The organism is Streptomyces rimosus subsp. rimosus, assembly GCF_000720725.1.
GTDB classification, from domain to species: domain Bacteria; phylum Actinomycetota; class Actinomycetes; order Streptomycetales; family Streptomycetaceae; genus Streptomyces; species Streptomyces rimosus_A.
The window spans coordinates 12,744-31,988 of record NZ_JOCQ01000010.1; the positions used below are offsets into that span (position 1 = coordinate 12,744).

19 protein-coding genes are annotated in these 19,245 nt (G+C 72.6%); 9 read left to right on the forward strand and 10 right to left on the reverse strand.

Annotated elements, in window-relative coordinates; genetic code table 11:
* Positions 1-74: 74 nt before the first annotated feature.
* Together IH45_RS0107450 and IH45_RS0107455 are read right to left on the reverse strand one after the other, a co-directional pair.
* Positions 75-1,148, reverse strand: a complete 1,074-nt coding sequence (locus IH45_RS0107450; protein WP_030663295.1) for a polyprenyl synthetase family protein — start codon at positions 1,146-1,148, stop codon at positions 75-77.
* Positions 1,141-1,455, reverse strand: a complete 315-nt coding sequence (locus tag IH45_RS0107455; protein WP_050514616.1) for a hypothetical protein — start codon at positions 1,453-1,455, stop codon at positions 1,141-1,143. Before IH45_RS0107455 ends, IH45_RS0107450 begins: the two co-directional genes overlap by 8 nt.
* Before the next feature lie 480 nt (positions 1,456-1,935).
* On the opposite strand from IH45_RS0107455, the gene IH45_RS0107460 reads away from it, so the two are divergent.
* The gene (locus IH45_RS0107460) at positions 1,936-2,511 is read left to right on the forward strand and encodes a sigma-70 family RNA polymerase sigma factor (RefSeq protein WP_078897324.1); all 576 of its coding nucleotides are present in this window, start codon (positions 1,936-1,938) and stop codon (positions 2,509-2,511) included.
* A 48-nt stretch (positions 2,512-2,559) separates the two neighbouring features.
* Here the strand turns inward: IH45_RS0107460 and IH45_RS0107465 are convergent, their stop codons facing one another.
* Both IH45_RS0107465 and IH45_RS0107470 read right to left on the reverse strand, forming a co-directional pair.
* Positions 2,560-3,321, reverse strand: coding sequence for a DeoR/GlpR family DNA-binding transcription regulator (locus IH45_RS0107465; protein WP_030663301.1), 762 nt, complete (start codon positions 3,319-3,321; stop codon positions 2,560-2,562).
* A 325-nt stretch (positions 3,322-3,646) separates the two neighbouring features.
* On the reverse strand, positions 3,647-4,390 hold the full coding sequence (locus tag IH45_RS0107470; RefSeq protein WP_030663303.1) for a class I SAM-dependent methyltransferase: 744 nt from the start codon (positions 4,388-4,390) through the stop codon (positions 3,647-3,649).
* A gap of 309 nt (positions 4,391-4,699) precedes the next feature.
* Here IH45_RS0107470 and IH45_RS0107475 point away from each other — a divergent pair, with 309 nt between their 5' ends.
* The 4 genes from IH45_RS0107475 to IH45_RS0107490 all read left to right on the forward strand — a co-directional run bounded on the left by IH45_RS0107475 (position 4,700) and on the right by IH45_RS0107490 (position 9,315).
* Positions 4,700-5,644: a TIGR03619 family F420-dependent LLM class oxidoreductase gene (locus tag IH45_RS0107475; protein WP_030663305.1), complete on the forward strand. Its 945-nt coding sequence runs from the start codon at positions 4,700-4,702 to the stop codon at positions 5,642-5,644.
* Positions 5,645-5,779: 135 nt separating this feature from the next.
* On the forward strand, positions 5,780-7,480 hold the full coding sequence (locus IH45_RS0107480; RefSeq protein WP_030663307.1) for an amidohydrolase: 1,701 nt from the start codon (positions 5,780-5,782) through the stop codon (positions 7,478-7,480).
* Positions 7,467-7,745, forward strand: a complete 279-nt coding sequence (locus tag IH45_RS1000000148610; protein ID WP_158812959.1) for a hypothetical protein — start codon at positions 7,467-7,469, stop codon at positions 7,743-7,745. The genes IH45_RS0107480 and IH45_RS1000000148610 overlap by 14 nt, the downstream gene beginning before the upstream one ends.
* A gap of 43 nt (positions 7,746-7,788) precedes the next feature.
* The gene (locus tag IH45_RS0107490) at positions 7,789-9,315 is read left to right on the forward strand and encodes a sodium:solute symporter family protein (RefSeq protein WP_050514617.1); all 1,527 of its coding nucleotides are present in this window, start codon (positions 7,789-7,791) and stop codon (positions 9,313-9,315) included.
* Positions 9,316-9,366: 51 nt separating this feature from the next.
* On the opposite strand, the gene IH45_RS0107495 is transcribed toward IH45_RS0107490, so the two are convergent.
* The 4 genes from IH45_RS0107495 to IH45_RS0107510 all read right to left on the reverse strand — a co-directional run bounded on the left by IH45_RS0107495 (position 9,367) and on the right by IH45_RS0107510 (position 13,136).
* Positions 9,367-9,675, reverse strand: coding sequence for a hypothetical protein (locus IH45_RS0107495; protein WP_234440447.1), 309 nt, complete (start codon positions 9,673-9,675; stop codon positions 9,367-9,369).
* 140 nt (positions 9,676-9,815) lie between these two features.
* Positions 9,816-10,697, reverse strand: coding sequence for a fumarylacetoacetate hydrolase family protein (locus tag IH45_RS0107500; RefSeq protein ID WP_050514618.1), 882 nt, complete (start codon positions 10,695-10,697; stop codon positions 9,816-9,818).
* Complete coding sequence (locus IH45_RS0107505) at positions 10,694-11,593, reverse strand: 3,4-dihydroxyphenylacetate 2,3-dioxygenase (protein ID WP_030663320.1); 900 nt, start codon at positions 11,591-11,593, stop codon at positions 10,694-10,696. The genes IH45_RS0107500 and IH45_RS0107505 overlap by 4 nt, the downstream gene beginning before the upstream one ends.
* Complete coding sequence (locus IH45_RS0107510; RefSeq protein ID WP_078897328.1) at positions 11,586-13,136, reverse strand: aldehyde dehydrogenase; 1,551 nt, start codon at positions 13,134-13,136, stop codon at positions 11,586-11,588. Before IH45_RS0107510 ends, IH45_RS0107505 begins: the two co-directional genes overlap by 8 nt.
* A gap of 232 nt (positions 13,137-13,368) precedes the next feature.
* Here IH45_RS0107510 and IH45_RS0107515 point away from each other — a divergent pair, with 232 nt between their 5' ends.
* Positions 13,369-13,644 (forward strand): aldehyde dehydrogenase family protein, encoded by a 276-nt coding sequence (locus tag IH45_RS0107515; protein WP_030663326.1) that lies wholly within the window; start codon positions 13,369-13,371, stop codon positions 13,642-13,644.
* Positions 13,645-13,736: 92 nt separating this feature from the next.
* On the opposite strand, the gene IH45_RS0107520 is transcribed toward IH45_RS0107515, so the two are convergent.
* The gene (locus IH45_RS0107520) at positions 13,737-14,312 is read right to left on the reverse strand and encodes a MarR family winged helix-turn-helix transcriptional regulator (protein WP_030663330.1); all 576 of its coding nucleotides are present in this window, start codon (positions 14,310-14,312) and stop codon (positions 13,737-13,739) included.
* A gap of 154 nt (positions 14,313-14,466) precedes the next feature.
* On the opposite strand from IH45_RS0107520, the gene IH45_RS0107525 reads away from it, so the two are divergent.
* Positions 14,467-15,315 carry an SDR family NAD(P)-dependent oxidoreductase gene (locus IH45_RS0107525; protein WP_050514619.1) on the forward strand — a complete coding sequence of 283 codons (849 nt, stop codon included), beginning with the start codon at positions 14,467-14,469 and terminating at the stop codon, positions 15,313-15,315.
* 36 nt (positions 15,316-15,351) lie between these two features.
* On the opposite strand, the gene IH45_RS0107530 is transcribed toward IH45_RS0107525, so the two are convergent.
* A complete protein-coding gene (locus tag IH45_RS0107530; RefSeq protein WP_030663335.1) occupies positions 15,352-16,149 on the reverse strand; it encodes an acetoacetate decarboxylase family protein in 798 nt (265 codons plus the stop codon).
* Positions 16,150-16,521: 372 nt separating this feature from the next.
* Between IH45_RS0107530 and IH45_RS0107535 the strand changes: the two genes are divergently transcribed.
* Both IH45_RS0107535 and IH45_RS0107540 read left to right on the forward strand, forming a co-directional pair.
* Entirely contained in the window at positions 16,522-17,856 is a 1,335-nt protein-coding gene (locus IH45_RS0107535; RefSeq protein ID WP_030663339.1) for a glutamine synthetase family protein, read from the forward strand.
* Between the two features lie 60 nt (positions 17,857-17,916).
* Positions 17,917-19,194: a cytochrome P450 gene (locus tag IH45_RS0107540; RefSeq protein WP_030663342.1), complete on the forward strand. Its 1,278-nt coding sequence runs from the start codon at positions 17,917-17,919 to the stop codon at positions 19,192-19,194.
* The last annotated feature ends 51 nt before the right edge of the window (positions 19,195-19,245 follow it).

Genomic DNA, 19,245 nt, shown 5'->3' on the forward strand with positions numbered 1-19,245 from the left:
CACGGGCTCCTCGTTTCTCTTGCTGTCACAGGGGCCGGCTGTCCGTGCCGTCACGGGGCCGGTCGCCCGTGCTGTCACAGGGACCGGTTGGTTGCCGAGTCCGCCAGCGTGCCGAGCGCCGTGCGGGCCTCCGGCGGCATCGCCACGGAGTCCAGTGCCGCGCGGGCCCGTGCGATCCGCTCCTGGATCATGTCCTCGATGCGCCGGCGGGCGCCGCTGTGCTCCATCCACCGGCGTACGAGGGCGGCGTCGGCCTCGTCCAGCGCGGGTTTGCCCAGCGCCTCGCGCAGCTGCCGTCCCTGGTCGGCGGACAGCAGCGAGGCGGTCACCGCCAGCAGCGCGGTGGGCTTCTTGTCCCGCAGGTCGTCGAGGTTCGACTTTCCCGTCTCGGCCGGGTCGCCGAAGACGCCCAGCAGGTCGTCGCGGAGCTGGAACGCCTCGCCCAGCGGCATCCCGTACCCGGTGAAGGCGGCGAGCACCCTCGGGGAGGCGCCGCCGAGCGTCGCTCCCATGTGGAGGGGCCGCTCCACGGTGTACTTGGCCGTTTTGTACCGGGCCACCTCCAGCGACTCGGCGACCTTCGGTACGACGCCTCCGGTCCGCAGCACCTCCAGGAATTCACCCGCGATGGTTTCGCGCAGCAGCGATGACCACAGGGGCACCGTCCGCGCCACGAAGGCCCCCGGCAGGCCGCAGGTGGCGAAGACCTGGCCCGCGTAGCCCATCAGCAGGTCGCCGAGCATCATGGCGAGCGCGGCGGAGCGTTCCTGGCGCCTCTCGTCGGAGCCACCGGCCGCGGTGCCCCAGGCGCCGGCGCCGCTCTCCGCGAAGGCGACATGGGCCGTCGGTGCGCCGTGCCGCAGGCGGCTGTCGTCGATGATGTCGTCGTGGGTGCACGCGGCCGCGTGCACCAGTTCCATGGCGGCCGCGGCCTTGATCACGCCCGCGCAGTCCGGCTGGCCGGCGGCGCGCCAGCCCCAGTACAGGAAGGCGGCGCGCAGCCGCTTGCCGCGCGTCAGCGACGCGCGCAACTGCACGCACAGCGGAGCCAGTTCGTCCGATACGCGGAGCAGTTCGGCCTCTTCCTCGTCGACCAGCCGGTGCAGGCACGCATCGATTCTGTTCTTCAGCTCATCGGTGTCACTCATGCGGCCTGCCGGACCGCTGCACGGCGCGGCAGGCCATCAGCTCCAGGTAGTTGTCGGTCTCCGGGGCGACGCGCCGGGTGGCCAGCTCGCCGCGGGTACGCAGTTCGCCGGCCCCGTCGGCGAGCAGCTCGCGCAGGTCGGAGCGGCGCAGCAGGCCCTGGCCGCGCTCGGCGGCCTGACGTACGTGGTCGAGCACGAGATCGGCGACGCCGACCGCGAGCAGAAGAGCCTGTTCCAGTCCGGCCGCGGCGTTTCGTCCGGCTGCGCCGACGGGGTCGGTGTCGTGTTGGTGTCCCTGTTCAGACATGTCCGGTGCTCCTGTGCGGATGGAGTCCTGCGGGGAGCTTTCAGTGAATCGGCGCGTTGCCGGAGCGCGGGGGCCTTTGGGCGCCCCATCCCCCCTGCGGGATCATCGTTTCCTGCGAAAGAGTGATGATCGGCTCACTGTTCGGTCATCATCGATGTGCCGCCGAGGCCCGCCGACTGCGGCGATCGGTGCCACGGCCGTCCCGGCGCGGTGCCCGCGCGGGCGGGAAGCGGGCAGCGGCTCGGGCAGGGCGGACACCGGTCCGCGCACTCCGGGCACCGCCACGCGCGCCCGGCCCGCCGTACGACACGTCGGCGTACGAAGCGGGCGCGGGCGGCCGCGCCAACTCGGGCACGCTGTCCGCCCACACGGACACCCCGGTCGTACTCCCGCGGCGTTACAACGTCTTCAGTGGCGCGTCCCGCGCGTGCCCAGGGCGAACGCCCCAGCTCACAGCACGTGATCGTGAGGAGTCACACCGTGGAGACACCGCTGCCGCTGATCGGGCGCGCCATGGATTCCCGTACCGTGCCGGCCCATTCGGCGCGGCAGGCCGAGGAGTTCCTCGACGCCCTCTACGAACGGCACGGGTCGGCCCTGCTGGGCTTCGCGGCCCGGCTGCTGGACGGCGACCGGCACCGTGCGGAGGACGTCTTGCAGGAGGTGGCGTTCCGCGCCTGGCAGCGCGCCGACGACCTCGATCCCACGACGAACGCGGTGCGCCCCTGGCTGTTCACCGTGGTCCGCAACCTGGTCATCGACGGCTACCGCTCGCGCAAAGCCCGGCCCGCCGAGGCCGGTGCCGCGGAGGTGCCCGTCACGTCCGTACCCGACGGGGTGGACCGTACTCTGACCCGGCGGGTGGTGGTCGAAGCCATACGGGAGCTGGCACCGAATCACCGCGAGGTCCTGGTCCACGTGTACTTCATGGGCCGCAGCCTCTCGCAGACGGCGGAGGTGCTGGGGGTGCCGACCGGTACGGTCAAGTCGCGCGTGTATTACGCGATGCGCGCGCTGCGCGACGGGCTCAGCAGCCGCGGACTGACCGCCGCCTGACGACCGGCCCTGTTCGCCGCCCCCGCCGGCCGGTCTCGTGGCGCGCCGTCACACGCGCAGAACCTGCGGGCCCAGCAGCGCGTAGCGGTGTGCTTCGCCCTGCGGCAGCCGGGTGTCGGTGACGATGGCCTCGAAGTCCGCCGGCTCGGCGAAGCGGCACAGGCTGACCGCCCCGAACTTGGTGTACACACCGGAGAAGATCCGTCGCCGGGATGCCCGTACGGCCTGCTGTTTGACCTGGCTGACCGCCGGGTCGGGGGTGGTGAGGCCGTACTCCCGGGAGATGCCGTTGGCGCCGATGTACGCCAGGTCGACGACGAATTCGGACAGCATGCCCGCCGCCCAGTGGTCGGCCGTGGCCACGGTGCCGCCGCGCACCCGACCGCCCAGCAGCACCACGGTGACGCTGGGCCGGGCGGCCAGCAGCGCCGCGGTGGCCAGGGAGGCCGTGATCACGGTGAGCGGGCGGTCGGCCGGCAGCGCCGCGGCGATGAGCTGCGGGGTGTAGCCCTCGTCGACGAAGACGCTCTCCGCGTCGCTGAGCATCGACGCCGCGGCGGCCGCGATCCGCGTCTTCTCCGGCAGGTGCATGGTGGTCCGGAAGGCCAGGGTGGACTCGTAGCCCGCGCTCTCCACCGGATACGCGCCGCCGTGCGTACGCCGTACCAGTCCGTGCTCCTCCAGCACCCGCAGGTCGCGCCGTACGGTCTCCTTGGCCACCCCGAGGTCGGCGGCGAGCTTGCCGACGTCCACCGATCCCGCCTCGCGGGCGGCCTCCACGATGCGGCGCCGGCGTTCCTCGGCCTCCACTGCGCACCCCCGGTCCCGGGCGCCGGCGACCGGGCGTTCTCCGCTCGCGCCGACTGCTCAACTGGTCTCTGGCATCCCGCCGTTCGCTTCCCCCGTACGGTCCTGGCCCCCACTTCTTACCGGCATACGAGCCGACCGGTCACGCCCGCCGCACCACTCATCATGCCCGTATGCGCCCGTTCTCGATCGGGCAGGGCCCGCTGTTGGCCCCGGACCGGGCACGGCCGGTCTGTACCGGGCGTGCCCGATTGCCCCGGGTGGGCGGCCGCTTGCTGCCCGACGGAGGCGAGCCGTCCGGCGCCCCCGTGGCGGGCCGGGGCGGCCGTCAGGCGGCGCGGCAGCGCAGCATCTCCAGTGGGCGGTTGGCGAGGAAGTCCGCCCAGTAGTCGGTGCCGAATGCGCGGACGCCGGCGTCGGACACCTCCAGCGGGACCCAGGTCACGTCGTCGAATCCGGCCGCCCGCAGGCACGTCTCGTAGACCTCGCGGCGCGGGCAGGTGCTGATGAACGAGATCGGCGGGTCGAGCAGCGCCGTGGTCCGCACTCGCGGCCCGGCCTCGGCCTCCTCACCGGTCAGTTCGGTGAGGAAGCCGTATGCGCGCGGGGACGGGCCGTCGAAGCGGTAGTCGGGTGTCTGGGCGAGGACGAAGAACTCGGCTCCGGGCGCCAGGCTGCGGTGCACGTTGCGGCACATCCGTTCCATGGCGGCGATGTCCTCGGCGTAGTTGAGCAGCTGGACCGCCGTGGCGACGTCGAAACGCTGCCCGAGGGGGCGCAGCCCGGAGACATCGCCCACCTCGTAGCGCACCCCCAGCGGATCGCGCTCCTCCGCCTTCCGGGCCGCGGCGACCATTTCCCCGGAGATGTCGATGCCCAGCACCTCCGTGGCGCCGCGCCGCTTGAACTCCCTGCTGTAGAAGCCGGTGCCGCAGGCCAGGTCGAGGACCGACTTTCCGCGTACGTCCCCGACCATGGCCAGGAACCCGGGCACCTCGGCGTAGTGCGCCAGCGGAAGGGACTTGAAGCCCTCGAACGCCTCGCCGATCTCGTCGTATTGCTGCACGCCCACCGTGTTGTCCTCTCGTGCGCTCCGTCATGTCCGCGGCCTCGGCCTTCGGGACGGGCCGCGGCCCGTGGCGGGCAGTCTTTCCGCACCCCGGCGAGCGGCCGTACTGGCAAAAGCCACGAAGATTCGGCCGGGCTCTCGGGCTCCTGTACGGCGGGCGTGCGCGATGTGGTGTCCCCACCGCGCTGAGCCGGGTTCGTCACACCCCTTGAGGAGGGCGGCGGACCAGGCATACCGTTTGAGGCCAAACAATGCACCGCGCCATCCCGATACCGCACCGAACGACACCCTCGAACACGGCCGGGAGCCCGGATGACCAAGCCCCACCCCCGTATGACGCTCGTACTGACCGAGAACTGGACCATGACGGGCGGGCGTTGCGACCTCGACGCCATGGTGCGCTGGGCCCGCGAGGCGGAGGACGCCGGGTTCGACTCGGTCATGCTCAGCGAGCACATCGTGCTCGGCCCGGATTCCTGGGCCGGCGGCCCGATGCCCAACCCGCGCGAGTACGCCGCGCCGGGCAATCAGGCCCCGGACACCCCGTGGCCCAGCTCCGTCGTCCTGCTCGCCGCCATGGCCGCCGTCACCGAACGGGTCCGGCTGGCCGCCGCTGCCGTGCTGGCGCCGCTGCGCCATCCGCTCCTGCTGGCCAAGGAGCTGGCCACACTGGACCTGCTGAGCAAGGGGCGCCTCGTCGTCCTTCCGACGGTGAGCTGGAGCGCGGACGAGTACGCCGCGCTCCAGGTGCCTTTCGCGCGGCGTGGCAGGCTGCTCGACGAGCATCTGGCCGCCTGGAAGCTGCTCTGGCGGCCCGGCCCCGCCGCCTTCGAGGGCGAGCACTACCGTTTCCGCGACGTCTGGCTGGAGCCGAAGCCGTACCGGCCGGGCGGTCCCGAGCTGTGGTTCGGCGGCTCGACGCTGCACGATGCGGTACTGCGGCGCCTGGTGACGTACGGCCACGGCTTCAACCCGCTGGGGCGGCCCGCGCCGGGCGAGCTGGAGAAGCTGCGCGCGGCGATGGCGGAGGCCGGGCGCGAGATGTCCGGCCTGGAAATGATCGGCGGCACGCGCGCCGCCTTCCCCGACGAGAGGTCGGTGGCCTGCCTGGAGCAGGCGCTGGAGGCCGTGCCGGAGCAGCTGGAGCAGGGCTTCACGACGTTCTGCATCAAACCGTCGCAGTTCACGGACGATTCGGACGGGGTCGGGGACTTCTGCCGCGAGGTGATGCGGCGGGTGGAGCGGCTGACCGGGTGAGGCGACGGCGACGCGGCGGCCACGGCTCGCGGCGGTGGGCGACCCGCGCCGGGAATTGCCGCAGCCCCCTTGCGCCGAGGACGGATTCCCAGCATAAGTTTGGGCCCAAACGACAACGGAGAGGGGTGGCGCTCCATGCCCAGGCCCGCAGACCTCGTGCTGGTCAACGGCACCGTGCTGACCGTTGACGCCGCGTTCCGCCGCACACAGGCCGTCGCCGTACGCGACGGCCTGATCGCGGCGACCGGGAGCACCGGCGAGATCCGCGCGCTCATCGGTCCCGGTACCGAGGTCGTCGACCTCGAAGGGCGCACCGCGCTCCCCGGGATCAACGACTCGCATCTGCACGCCGCCGCCTTCGGCGCCACCCGCCCGCCGCTCGCCCTCGACGTCGCCCCGCCCGCCGTGACGTCGATCGCCGGCGTACGCGAGGCGGTGCGCCGCAAGGCCGCCGGCCTGCCGCCCGGATCCTGGATCTTCGGCAACGGGTGGGACACCGGCTACCTCAAGGAGTGCCTGGCCGAGCCGGGCCGCACCCCGCGGCGCCAGGACCTGGACGAGGTGGCGCCGGAGCACCCGGTGCTGCTGTACGAGTTCTCCGGGCACACCTCCTGGCTCAACTCCCGCGCCCTGGAGATCGCGGGCATCACCGCCGCCACACCCGTCCCGCCCGGCGGTGTCATCGAGACCGGCGCCGACGGCGCCCCGACGGGCATCCTCCGGGAGGGCGCGCAGGATCTGGTGAACGCCGTGGTCCCGCTGATGGACGACCACGCGCGCGAGGCCGCCGTCCGCTCCGCCGTCGCCGTCTGCCACACCGAGGGAATCACCAGCTTCACCGAGCCGGGCCTCGGGCCCGGCGGCACCTCCCTCTTCCTGGGGGTGGCGGACACCGAAACGCTCAACGTGTACGCGCGGCTGGAGGCGGCCGGTGAACTCCGGGCGCGGGTCGGTGTGCTGCTGCTCCCCCTGGAGATGGGCGGCGCGGCGCGGCACCTGCCCGACCGGCTGGCGCAGCTGGAAGGGGTGTGCGCGGCGGCCGATCCGCGGCGGCTGCGCATCCTCGGCGTCAAGCTGTTCGCCGACGGCATCCCGCCGAGCCGTACGGCCTGGATGCACGAGGAGTACGAGGGCGGCGGACACGGCAGCCTCTGTCTGCACGGCCACAGCGACGCCCAGCGCGTCGAGGAGCTGAACACGATCGTGCGGTACGCCCACGCCGCGGGCCACCAGCTCGGTGTGCACATCACCGGGGACCACGGCATCGACGCGGTCGTGGAGGCCTTCGAGGCGGCGCAGGCCGAGACCCCGCGCCCCGACGCCCGCCACTACGTCATCCACGGCGACTTCGCCTCGGCCCGCTCCCTGGCCACGCTCGCCAGGCACGGCTGGGGCATCAACATGAACCCGGGGGTCAAGGACGCCACCGCGGACGCGATGGACGCGATCGTGGGGCCCGAGCGCTCCGCCTACCAGTGGCCCGTACGCAGCGCCGTGGAGGCCGGGATCCCGGTGACCGCCAGCTCGGACGCGCCCATCACCTATCCCGACTGGCGGCGGGGCGTGGCCTCGATGATGCTGCGGGAGGCGAAGGCGAGCGGACGGCAGAGCGGCCCCGAGCAGTGCGTCGACCTGGAGACCGCGATCCGCGCGTACACCTCGCACGCCGCGTGGCAGGACTTCGCGGAGAGCTGGAAGGGGTCGCTGGAGGCCGGCAAGGCGGCCGACATCTGCGTGGTGGACGGCGATCTCGCGCACGCGGACCCGCACGAGATCGCGGCGATGCCGGTGGCGATGACGGTCTTCGACGGGGAGGTCGTCCATGATGCCCGGTGACGGGCGGCCGGGCCCCGGGCCCGGGCGCTTCGCCCGCTGGGCCGTCGCCCTCTCCCCGCGGCGGAAGTGGGCGCTGTTCGGCTCCTGGTTCGCGCTCGATGCCGTACTGGCGCTGGCGCCGCCGGTGTACTGGGCCGCGGGTGATCCGCGGCTCCAGGGCGGATTCCCGTTCTCCGTCGGCTATTTCATCGTGCTCGGCGCGCACATCTCGGCAGGCGTCATCGCGCTGTACGGCGTCGAGGCGGCCCGCGGCGAGATCGACTGACACCTCCTCGCAACGGAGAGGGGCTTGCCCCAGTGAATCGCCAGTGAATGTGTTCCTCGGCTACGGCATGGTGGTGCTCTTCTTCGCCGGAGTGCTCCTCACGCTGTACGTGCACCGCCGGCGCGACGCCGACTTCACCGACTACGCCGTGGGCGGGCGCAGCTTCGGCAGCGGCTACCAGACCATGTCGATCCTCAACACCTGGTTCCCCGGCTCGGTCTTCATCGCCGACGCCGGCCTGGCGGCGGGCAGCGGGGTGATCGGCTTCCATCTGCTGATCTACGGCCTGTTCGCCTACGTGCTGATGTACCTGATGTCCCGGCGGGTGTGGATGTGGGGGGACCGGTACGGGCTGCGGACCCAGTCCGACCTGTTCGGGCTGCGGTACGGCGGCACGTCGTCGCGCACCGTGCCCGCGCTGATCCAGGCCCTGGTCAACTTCCCGATGACGGTGCTCGGGATGCAGGCCATGGGCCTGATCTTCTACTACATCTCCTTCGGGCACCTGAGCTACTCGCAGTCGGTGCTCGCGGGCGTGCTGGTCCTGGTGGCCCGCCAGTTCTGGACGGTGCGCATGGGCATGCGCGGCGTGGTCGTCACGGACTTCTACCAGGGCATGATCGCGTATGTCTTCGGTTCCATCCTGCTGGTGGGGCTCATCGTCCACCTCGCCGTGCACGGCCACGGGTTCGCGCGGCTGCCCCTGGAGCGGCTGACGCTGCCCGTGGACGGCGGCGGCAGCGGCGGGCTCTATCTCTTCGCGCTGACCTTCACCGGCTCGGTGGGCGGCTGGTGCCTGTCGGGCATGTTCGTCCGGCTCTTCACCGCGGACGGGGTACGCAGCGTCAAGCGCTCCGCCGTGTTCGTCATGCCGGCCTCGCTCGTCTTCTCGGGGCTGCTGCTGACCGCGGCCCTGCTGTCCGGGACGCTGCCCGGCGTCTCCGACAATCCCGACCGCGCCCTGTTCACCCTCGGTCAGCACATCGGCGGCCCGTGGATCGTCATCGCGATCGCCCTGTGCGTCCTGGCCGCGCAGATCGGCATGGCCGACGGGGTGCTCCAGTCCGTGGGCACGCTCATCTCGAACGACCTGGTGGCGGTGTACCGGCCGTTGGACGACAAGGGGCGGCTGCTGGCGGCGAAGGTCTCCATCGGCGTCTACACGGTGGCGTCCGCGCTGGTCGCCAACGTCGGGCTGAGCAACCTCATCACGCTGTCGATCATGGCGTACCAGGGAGTGGTACAGCTCGCCGTACCCCAGTTCCTCGGCCTCTTCTGGAAGCGCGGCAACCGGACCGGCACGGTCGCCGGGACCGTGGCGGGCTTCTGCACCGCCGCCGGGCTCTCGGCGGCCTACCCCACCTCCATCCCCTGGCTGGCCGGGCTCACCTCGGGCATCGTGGGCATGGCCCTCAACCTCGCGGTGTACGTCGCCTGCGCGTACCTCTTCCCGCAAGGCGCGGAGGAGAAGCGGCGGGTCTCCGAGCTGTTCGCCGCCACGGCCGTGTCCGGCACGCGGGCCGCGCCCGGGCGGACCGCGGCGGCGCCACCCGGGCCGACGCAGGCGTGACCGACGCAGACGTGATCGACACAGGCGAGATCGACATGACCTGACCGGACCTCAGCCCCGAGGAGGCGGCAGCAGATCAGCGTGCCGGACGGCGTACCCGCCCTTGGTGACAGAGACGTACGGGGCAGGCGCCATGCAGGTGCCCACCTCGGCCTCCGGCGGCTCGCCGGCGCCGCCCGGCCGCAGGTTCACCATCTCCCACGGGAATCCCACCCGGTCGCGGGAGCCGCCCTTGTCCGTGCCGCCGTCGTGGACGCTGAACCCCAGCCGCTTGCCCGCCCAGGGCGGTCCGCCAGGGCCGACCTTCTTGATGACGGCGGTCAGGGTCGCGGTGTTCGGGCCCGTGACCAGGCAGTCCACTGCGCCGCATCATCGTTGCTGGTCGGCGGCCGTCTCCCCATCCACCTGGAGTCGCGGCCACCGCGCACGCGTCTCCCCCGCCGGGCGCCACGCGATCATCCGCGGGTAGCACTCCGACGTCCGCGAAGCATCGGGAGGAGCTAGGACCGGCGAGGCGGGCGGACGCCGCGGTACTCCCAGTCGCCTCCGAAGGCCGTGGACAGGACCTCCTCCGAGGCCGTCGGCTGGGCCCCGCAGTCGTCCCGTACGGGCGTCGGGCCCGCCACGATGTGGTTGGTCAGCCGTCCCAGGCCCTCCACCTCGACGTCCACGACGTCGCCCGGCTGGACGGGGCGCGAGTTCGCGGGCGTGCCCGTGAGGAGGACGTCGCCGGGGACGAGGGTGATGGTGCGGGCGATGTCGGCGACGAGGTAGTGCATGTCCCAGGTCATCTCGTCGGTCGAACCGTCCTGTACGAGCCGGCCGTTGACGTACGTACGCAGGTATTTGCCGCGGAAGTCCCAGCCCGTCACCAGCCCGGGCCCCAGCGGGCAGAGCGTGTCGGAGCCCTTGACGCGCAGCATCGAACCGGCGTCGGTGTCGCGGAAGTCGTGCAGGCCGTAGTCGTTGGCGACGGTGTATCCGGCGATGTGGTGCCCGGCGTCGCGCGGCGCGACGTTGCGGCACACGCGGCCGATGACGAGCGCGATCTCGCCCTCGTAGTTGAGGTACCGGCAGCCCTCGGGGCGCACCACCGCTCCCCCGTGCGCGTTGAGCGCGGAAACGGGTTTGTGGAAGTAGGTGGGCGCGGACGGCAGGGAGGTGCGGAACTCCTCGACCCTGCTGCGGTGGTTGAGGTGTACGGCGATCACCTTGGAGGGCTGTACGGGCGGCAGGTGCGGTGCGGTGGCCGCCCGGGTGCGGCGGCCGTCGTCCGCCACGAGGTGGTCGCCGTCCCGTACGACGTGCACGGCGGTGCCGTCGAGGAGGATGCGGCGGTATTCACGGGTGCCGCCCGCGCCGGTGGAACCGGTCGTGTTCATGGCGCCTCCGTTTCGGTCCAGCCCCCCGCCGGCCGGTCGAACCACAGATGGATCTGCCCCGTCCCGACCGAGTTCTCGTACGCGCTGTAGGCGCGTGCGGGTGCGGTCAGGCGCTCCTCGCCCAGGGCGCCCGCCATCATGAGGTAGTGGCCGAAGCCCGCTTCGGGGCGGTGGGCGGCGAACTCCGGCATGGTGCGCAGCACGCGTGCGTGGTCGCCGTGCAGGAACCACTCGATCCGCTCCTCGTCGGCGGCGCGCGCCTCTGGGGTGCGCAGGTGTACGGGGTCGCTCGCTTCGTGGTCGCGCAGTTCGCGCAGGGGCCAGAAGGTGTGGGAGAGCGCGCCGGAGGCGATCAGCAGCACCTTGCGGTCCGGCAGTGCGGCGATGCCGTCGGCCAGCGCGCGGCCGAGCCGTCGGTGGTCCTCGGCGTCACCGGTCTGGCACACCCCGATCGAGAGCCAGCGTTTGCCGGGCAGCCCTTGCCCCAGGTACGTCCAGAGGTTGACGGTGGCGTAGTGGATGGGCAGGTACGGGTCGTCGATCGGTGTGATCCAGGAGCCGTGCTGCGCGGCGAACGCGGCGACGGACCGGGCGAGTTCGGGGTCGCCGGGGAAGTCGTACGGCATCCGGCACATACCGCGCGGCAGTTCGTCGGAGGTGAACAGCCCGGCCCGCCTGGACTGCGCGGCGACGACGAACTCGACGGTGGTCGCCCAGTGCGAGTCCAGGACGACGACCGTGTCGTAGTCGAGCGTTTCGAAGACGTCCCGGCGCAGCCTGCGCAGTCCCGGCACGAGGCTCACCTCCCGTCCCCCGTTCAGCGCCCGCCGGTCCGCCTCGGGCAGGACGATGGTGGGGACGTGGGCGAGGAGGCCGGCTCCGACGATCTCACCCATGGTGCTGCCACCCCTTCGGGGCCGTGACCGTGTTCTTGAGATCGCAGTAGAAATCGAAGCTCCAGTCGCCGCCCTCGCGCCCCGTGCCGGACTCGCGCGAGCCGCCGAAGGGCGCGGCGAGGTCGCGGACGAAGAAGCAGTTGATCCAGACCGTCCCGGCGACGAGCCGCGCGCCGACACGGGCCGCGCGCTCGCGGTCCCCGGTGGCGAGGGTGGCGGCCAGTCCGTAGCGGGTGTCGTTGGCCAGGGCGACGGCCTCGTCCTCGGTGGTGAAGGTCTGGAGGGTGAGGACGGGGCCGAAGACCTCCTCCTGCACGATTTCCGAGTCCTGTGCTACGTCGGTCAGCAGCGTCGGCCGGTAGTAGGTGCCGCCGGTCCGTTCATTCAGCTCGGTGTTCGGACCGCCTCCTAGGAGCGCGGTGGCGCCGTCCGCCAGCGCGCGCTGGACGAAGCCGTCGACCCGCGCCAGGTGCCGGGGGTGGATGGTGGGGCCGATGCCGGTGGACTCCTCGCGCGGGTCGCCCTGGACGAGAGCACGGGCGCGGCCCAGAAAGCGCTCCAGGAAGGCATCCCGTACGGAGTCCTCGACGAGCAGCCGGGTCGCGGCCAGACACACCTGCCCCGCGTTGTCGTACTGCTCGACGGCGAGGTCGGCGGCCAGGTCGAGGTCGGCGTCCGCGAAGACGAGCAGCGGCGACTTGCCGCCGAGTTCGAAGCTGGTGGGCACCAGGTGCGCGGCCGCCGCCCGGGCGATCCGCCGCGCCGTGGGCACGGACCCCGTGAAGCTGATGCGGCGTACGTCCGCGTCGGCCACCAGGGGCGCGCCGGCCTCGTCCCCGTACCCCTGGAGGACGTTGAGGACCCCTGGAGGCAGCCCCGCCCCGGCGGCGATGTCCGCGAAGAGCGAGGCGGTGAGCGGGGACCACTCGGCGGGCTTGAGGATCACCGGATCCCCGGCGGCCAGCGCGGGGCCGATCTTCCAGGTGGCCAGCATCAGCGGCGCGTTCCACGGTGTGATGAGCGCGGCGGGTCCTGCCGGGTCCCAGGTCACGTGGTGGGTGTGGCCGCGGGTCGTGAAGTCGTCGTGGCCGAGGGCGAGCAGGCGGTCGGCGAAGAAGCGGAGGTTGTGTGCCGCGCGGGGCATGACGCCGTGCCGGTGGGAGCGCAGCAGCGCGCCGTTGTCCGCCGTCTCGACGGCGGCGAGGTCTTCCAGGCGCGCCTCGACGCCGTCCGCGATGGCGTGCAGCAGCCGGGCGCGCTCCCGGTGCGGCGTCGCGGCCCAGCCGGGGAAGGCGGCGCGGGCCGCGGCGACGGCCGCCCGGGCCTCTTCGGCGCCGCCCCGGGCGATCTCGGCGAGCGGCGCCCCGTCGATCGGCGAGCGGTCGGTGAAGGTGACGGCGGAGGCGATGCGTTCGCCGCCGATCCAGTGGCGGGTGTCGACCGGGACGCCGGCCACCGTGGCGGTGTCAGGACGGTCCCGGCGCTCGCGCGCCGGGGCTGCCGGATGCGCCGGAGGGCCTGGTGCGGGCGCGGGGGGAGCCATCACAGCCTCCATTTCGTTTGAGGCCAAACAAAGTAGGCGGCCGCGCTCCAGGCGGTCAACCCCCTCCCCGCACAACGCCCCACGGCTATCATTTGGCCCCAAACGCAATCCCGGAGACGGACGCGCGCGGGAACGCACCGGACGCAGCAGCCCGTGCAGACGCAGGAGACACGCCCATGCCGGACAGCGACAGTGACAGCGACCACGCCGCGTGGCTGCGCCGGGCGGACCGGTGGGTGCCGCCCGCCCGCCACCGCATCGCGGGCGCGGACGGCTCCGGCGCGTCCTTCCGCGTCGTGCCACCGCGCGACGGCCGGGAGCCGGCGGCCGTCGCGGACGGGCCCTGCTCCGGCTCGCCGAGCTGATCGAGGAGCACCGGGCGGAACTCGCCCTGGCCGTCAGCCTGGGGAACGGCAAGCCGATCAGCGAGGCGTACGGCATCGAACTGCGCGCCGTGATAGCCGCGTTCCGCTGGTACGGACAGCTCGCGGACAAGCTGCACGACTGATGCATTCCTCGGTGGCGGAACGGGTCGTGGACACGGTGACGGAAGAGGAGGCGGTGGCCCCGGCCTCCGGCCCGGCGCCCGCGTCCGCCCCCTCAGCTCCGCGAAGGGCGGCGACCGCTGCGCCGCGGGCGGGGGTCGGCGCCGTCGAGGAGGGCGACCCGCCGCTCCTCCCCGTTCTCCTCCGTCTGCATCACGATCTTCCGCAGCAGATCGGCCAGCGTCCCGCACTCCTCGTCGGTCAGCCGCTCGGCGACGAACACCTCCTCCGCGTTGAACGCGGGGAAGACCTCGGCCATCAGCTGCTCGCCCTTGTCCGTCAGCCGCAGCAGCACCAGGCGGCCGTCGGAGGGGTGGCTGTTGCGTTCGAGGAGGCCCCGGCTCTGGAGCGTGCGGGAGACCCCCGTCAGGGTGCCCTTGGAGATGCCCGCCTCCTCCGCCACGTGGCGGGTCTCCATCTCGCCCCAGATCCATACGACCCACAGCACGACGAACGAGGTCCAGGTCAGTTCGGCGCCCCGCAGCACGGAGTTCTCGAAGTGCTGCCGCACCGCGGCGGCGGCGCGGTAGATGTTCGCCACCGCGACCATCTGCGCGTGCCGGATCGGTGTGTCGCCCAGTTTGGCCTGTACGGCCTTCTCGGTCTCCCGGATGGAACGGTGCACCGTCACGTCGTGTTCTCCCGCGTCTCTCGCCGTTTCCCGCAATCCCCCGCCGGGTTCCGTCCGCTCCCGTACGGCCGTTGCCGTTCGCGACCTTACGGACTCAAACGATAACCCGCCCCTCGCAGCTCCTCCCGATCTCCCCAGCGAAAGGAACCTCCGCATGAACCGGCCCACCCGGCCCGACCACTCCGCCGCCCCCGGACACCCCTCCGCCCCCGACCGCCCCGTCGTCCTCATAGCCGGGGCCAGCAGCGGCATCGGCGCGGCCATCGCCGTGCGCGGTGCGGACGAAGGGGCCCGCGTCGCCGTGTGCGCCCGGCGCGCCGACGCGCTGCGCAAGGTCGCGGACGCCTGCGGCGCGACGCCCTACGTCGCCGACGTGACCGTACGGAGCGAGGTCGACGACCTGATCGCGGCCGTGGTAAGCGACCACGGCCGTCTGGACGGCGTGGTCGCCAACGCCGGAGTCATTCGCCCCGGCGGCCTGCTCGAACTCAGCGACGAGGACTGGGACGCCACCCTGCGCACCAACCTCACCTCCGTCTTCCTGCTCGCCCGCGCTGCTCTGCCCCATCTGGCCGCCACGCGCGGCGCGTTCGTCACGGTGGGTTCCGTCGCCGGGCTGCGCGCGGCCGCGGGAGCGGGCGCGTACGCCGCGTCCAAGGCGGGCGCCGCCATGCTGACGAGCGTCATCGCCGCGGAGTTCGGCCCGCGCGGGGTACGCGCCAATACGGTGTGTCCGGGCTGGACGCGCACGGAGATGGCCGACGAGGAGATGCGGGAGTTCGGCGGCGAGCTCTCCCTGGACCTGGACGCGGCGTACGCGCGGGCCACGGCGCTGGTGCCGCAGCGGCGCGCGGCGACGGCCGAGGAGGTCGCGGACGCCGTGCTGTGGCTCCTCGGGCCGCGGTCGTCCTACGTCAACGGGGCGACGCTGACCGTGGACGGCGGCCTGACCTCGGTCGACGCGGGGCGCGTGCCCTTCGATTTCACGCTGACGCCGCGGTGACAGCGCGGTGCCCCCGCGGGCGTACGGCACGTACCGCTAAGCGCCCGCGCTCCGCTCCAGCACCGTACCGCCGTCCCAGCACACCCCCACCTGCCGGTAGTAGGCCGCGATCGGCTCCTCGACGGCGAGGGCCGCCAGCTCCTCCGTGGGGGACTCGAAGAGCTCCAGCTCCACGTCCGCCGCCCACGCCTGGCCTGCCTCGAAGGAGGCGGCTCCGCTCTCGACCAGTTCGTCCAGCGCGGGGCCGGTTCCGTCGATCGAGGGCATCCAGCGGTGGTGGGCCATCGGGTGGCCGTTGACGAAGCCGCCCGTCGCCGACGGCTCGCGCAGCGTGGCGACCGCCTGCGCCAGCCGCCGGTCCCCCGCCGCGAGCGTCGCGCCGAAGACGGCGCCGGGCTCGATGCGGGGCGCGGGGCCGTACGGATGAGGCCGGGTCAAGTGGATGGAGCCGAGCTTCTTCGGGTAGCCCTGGTGGATTCCGCGGGCGAGGGCGAAGTCCTTGTCGACCCAGATGTGGACGCACCGCGAGTACGTACGGCCGCGGTAGCCGCAGCGTACGACCGCGAAGCACTCCTTGTACTGGCCGCGCACCGGATCGAGCAGCTCCTCCTTCCCCGCGCCGCAGGACTGCCAGTCGGCCCAGATCAGCGCGACGGCGCCCGGGTCCTCGGCCGCCGGAACGAGCGGCGCGGGCAGGAGTGCGCGGACCCGCGCGGGGTCGGTGCGGTATTCGATGGTGAGCAGGTCGCCCGAGTAGTACCAGGGCGGGGCCGGGATCAGGGCGGCCCGCCCCGTGGCGGTCCTGGGCGGAAAGAAACCTCGGACGGTGGGCACGGTCGGCGCGGTCGGCACGGTGGGCACAGCGGACTCCTCGGATGCCTCGCTCGACAGTTCGTTTGGGCCCGTACGTTATGCCCTCACTGCCGCGTTGTCACGGGCGAGCCGAGCCCGCCGCCGACCCGCCGCCACGCCACCGGCACCGCGCCCCATCCGCCGCCAACCCGCCACCGATCCGCCACGACCCCTTGCACGGCCCGTACCCCCTTCCTATTGTTCGACCCCAAACGACATTCGGAGCGGCAGCCGGAGCGGCCCCGGAACGCCACCCCGAATGAGCCCCCAACAGGCCCCGCAGGAAGGCTGGACAGGGTGAGCGAAGAGAGCCCGGCACTCGCCGGCCAGGACCAGCAACAGGCCCAGGCCCAGGTGCAGCAGGCCGTCGCGGCGCTGCTGGCGCAGCACATCGATGTGGTCCGCGTCGTCTACCCCGATCTGACGGGTGCCGACCGCGCCCGCGACATCCTCGTCGACCACCTGCCGGCCGCCGCGCGCCACGGCCTCGCGTTCTGCCGCGCCGTCTACCACACCAGCCCGCAGAGCGACACCATTCCCATGCCCGGGGGTCTGGCCGCGGGCATGCCGGACATCTCCGTCCGTCCCGACCTGGACACCCTGCACCGGCTGCCGTGGGAACCTGGTGTCGCCTGGTGCCTGGGCGACGCCCTGGACCCGGCGACCGGGAACCCGGCTCCCGAATCCCCGCGCGACCTGCTGCGTGGCGTCCTCGGCCGGACCGGTGAAGAGCTGCACCCGGTGATCGGCCCGGAGCTGGAGTACTACCTGTGCGAACGGGACGAGGGCACGGTCACCGGCTGGTCGCCGTACGGGCAAGGGCCGGGCAACGTCTACAGCGCGGGGCTGCGCGGCGACCCCGACGGTCATCTGCTGCGCACCCTGCGGCACCTGAAGGAGCTGGAGATCGGGGTGACGGCCGGGAACCGGGAGTTCGGCAGCGGCCAGTTCGAGATCAACCTCGATCACTCCCCGGCGCTCGACGCCGCCGACCGCGCGTTCCGCTTCAAGTCGGCCGTCAAGGAGATCGCGCGCGCGGAAGGGCGGCTGGCGACCTTCATGGCCAGGCCCTTCAACGAGGAGGGCGGCTCCGGCTTCCATCTGCACCTGTCGCTGCTGGACGCGGACGGGCGCAACGTCTTCGCGGGCCGCGGCGGGGGCGACCCGTACGGCCTGTCCGCCGCCGCGCGGCACGCGATCGCCGGTGTCCTCGGCCACGCGCCCGCGCTCACCGCGCTGCTGAACCCGACCGTCAACTCCTACAAGCGCTTCGGCCCGGACAGCCTCGCCCCGTGGCTGATCGACTGGGGGCTGGACAACCGCAGCGCGATGGTGCGCATACCGCCCGAGCGCGGCGACGGCACCCGCCTGGAACTGCGCCTCGGCGACGCCACGGCCAATCCGTATCTCGCCGTCGCGGGCACGGTCGCCGCCGTGGGGCTCGGCCTGCGGGACAAGCGGGATCCGCCCGAGCCGCTGGAGGGTTACGGCTACCGGGAGGGCGCCGCCGCGCGGCTGCCGGGCACGCTCGGCGAGGCGCTGCACGCGCTGGAGACCGATACGGACCTGACCGACGTGCTGGGAGCCGGCTTCACCCGCTCCTTCCTCGCGTACAAGCGCAACGAGATCGAGCGGTTCCAGCAGTACGTCACCGACTGGGAGTTCAGGGAGTACGCCTTCCTCCTGTGACGGCCCAGAGCAGCGCTCTTTCTTCGCGCCCGCCACCCGCCCCCTCCCGAGGACAGCCCCATGACCCTCACCAGCCCCGCACGCAAACCGCTGCCCCTCGACGCGGTCGACCTCACCGACCACGACAACTTCACCGACGGCGAGCTGCCGTGGCGGATGTTCGACACGCTGCGCCGCGAGGACCCCGTCCACTGGCAGCCGGAGCCCGCGCCCGGCAGCGGCTTCTGGGCCGTCACCCGGCACGCCGACATCGTGCGCGCCGGCCGCGATCCCGAGACGTTCACCTCCACGGAGTTCACCAACCTCGAAGAGGTCGACGCGGAGCACCGCGAGATCCGCCGCTCCCTCCTGGAGACCGACGGCCCGCGCCACCGGGCCCTGCGCCGGCTTCTCCAGCAGCGGTTCACCCCGCGCGCCGTCGCCACGTACGAGGTGTTCCTGCGCGGCCTGACCGCGCGGACCCTCGACGCGGCGCTGGCCAAGGGCAGCTTCGACTTCGTACGCGAGATCGCGGCCGACTTCCCGATCAACGTCCTCGCCCGCATGCTCGGCGTCCCCGAGCACGACACCCGGCGGCTCATCGACTGGGGCAGCCGCCTCATCGGCAACACCGACCCCGACTACGCGGACGTCCTGCTCGGCACCGAGGCCAGCGAACGCTACCGCGACCTGCCCTTCCGCAGCCCCGCGGCGCTGGAGGTCTTCGCGTACGGGCGGGAGCTGGCGGCGCGGCGCAAGGGCGCCGGCGGCGGCGACCTCGTCAGCCGGCTCGTCAACCAGCCGCCGTCCGACGGAGTGCCCCTGTCCTCCCGGGACTTCGACAACTACTTCCTGCTCCTGGTCGTCGCGGGCAACGAGACCACCCGGCACGCCATCACCCACACCGTGCTCGCCCTGATCGACCACCCGGACCAGCGGGAGCGGCTGCGCCGGAACCCGTCCCTGATACCGGGCGCCGTCGAGGAGTTCCTGCGCTGGTCCTCCCCCGTCCACCACTTCCGCCGCACCGCCACCCGCGACACCGAACTGGGCGGCAGGCGCATATCCCGGGGCGAGAAGGTCGTCCTCTGGTTCTCCTCGGGCAACCGCGACGAGACGGTCTTCGACGCCCCCCACCGTTTCGACGTCACCCGCACCCCCAACGACCACCTCACCTTCGGCAAGGGCGGCCCCCACTTCTGCCTGGGCAGCTCCCTGGCCCGCCTCGAACTGCGCGTGCTGTTCGAAGAGCTCCTCCCCCGGCTCTCCGACATCCGCCGCACGTCCGAGCCCCGCTATGTCCGCTCCAACTTCGTCAACGGGGTCAAGGAGTTGGGGGTGGAGGTCACGTTGGCGTAGCCCCTGTGGCGCTGCCGGAGCGGATGCTTCAGGCCGCCGCGGCCGATACAC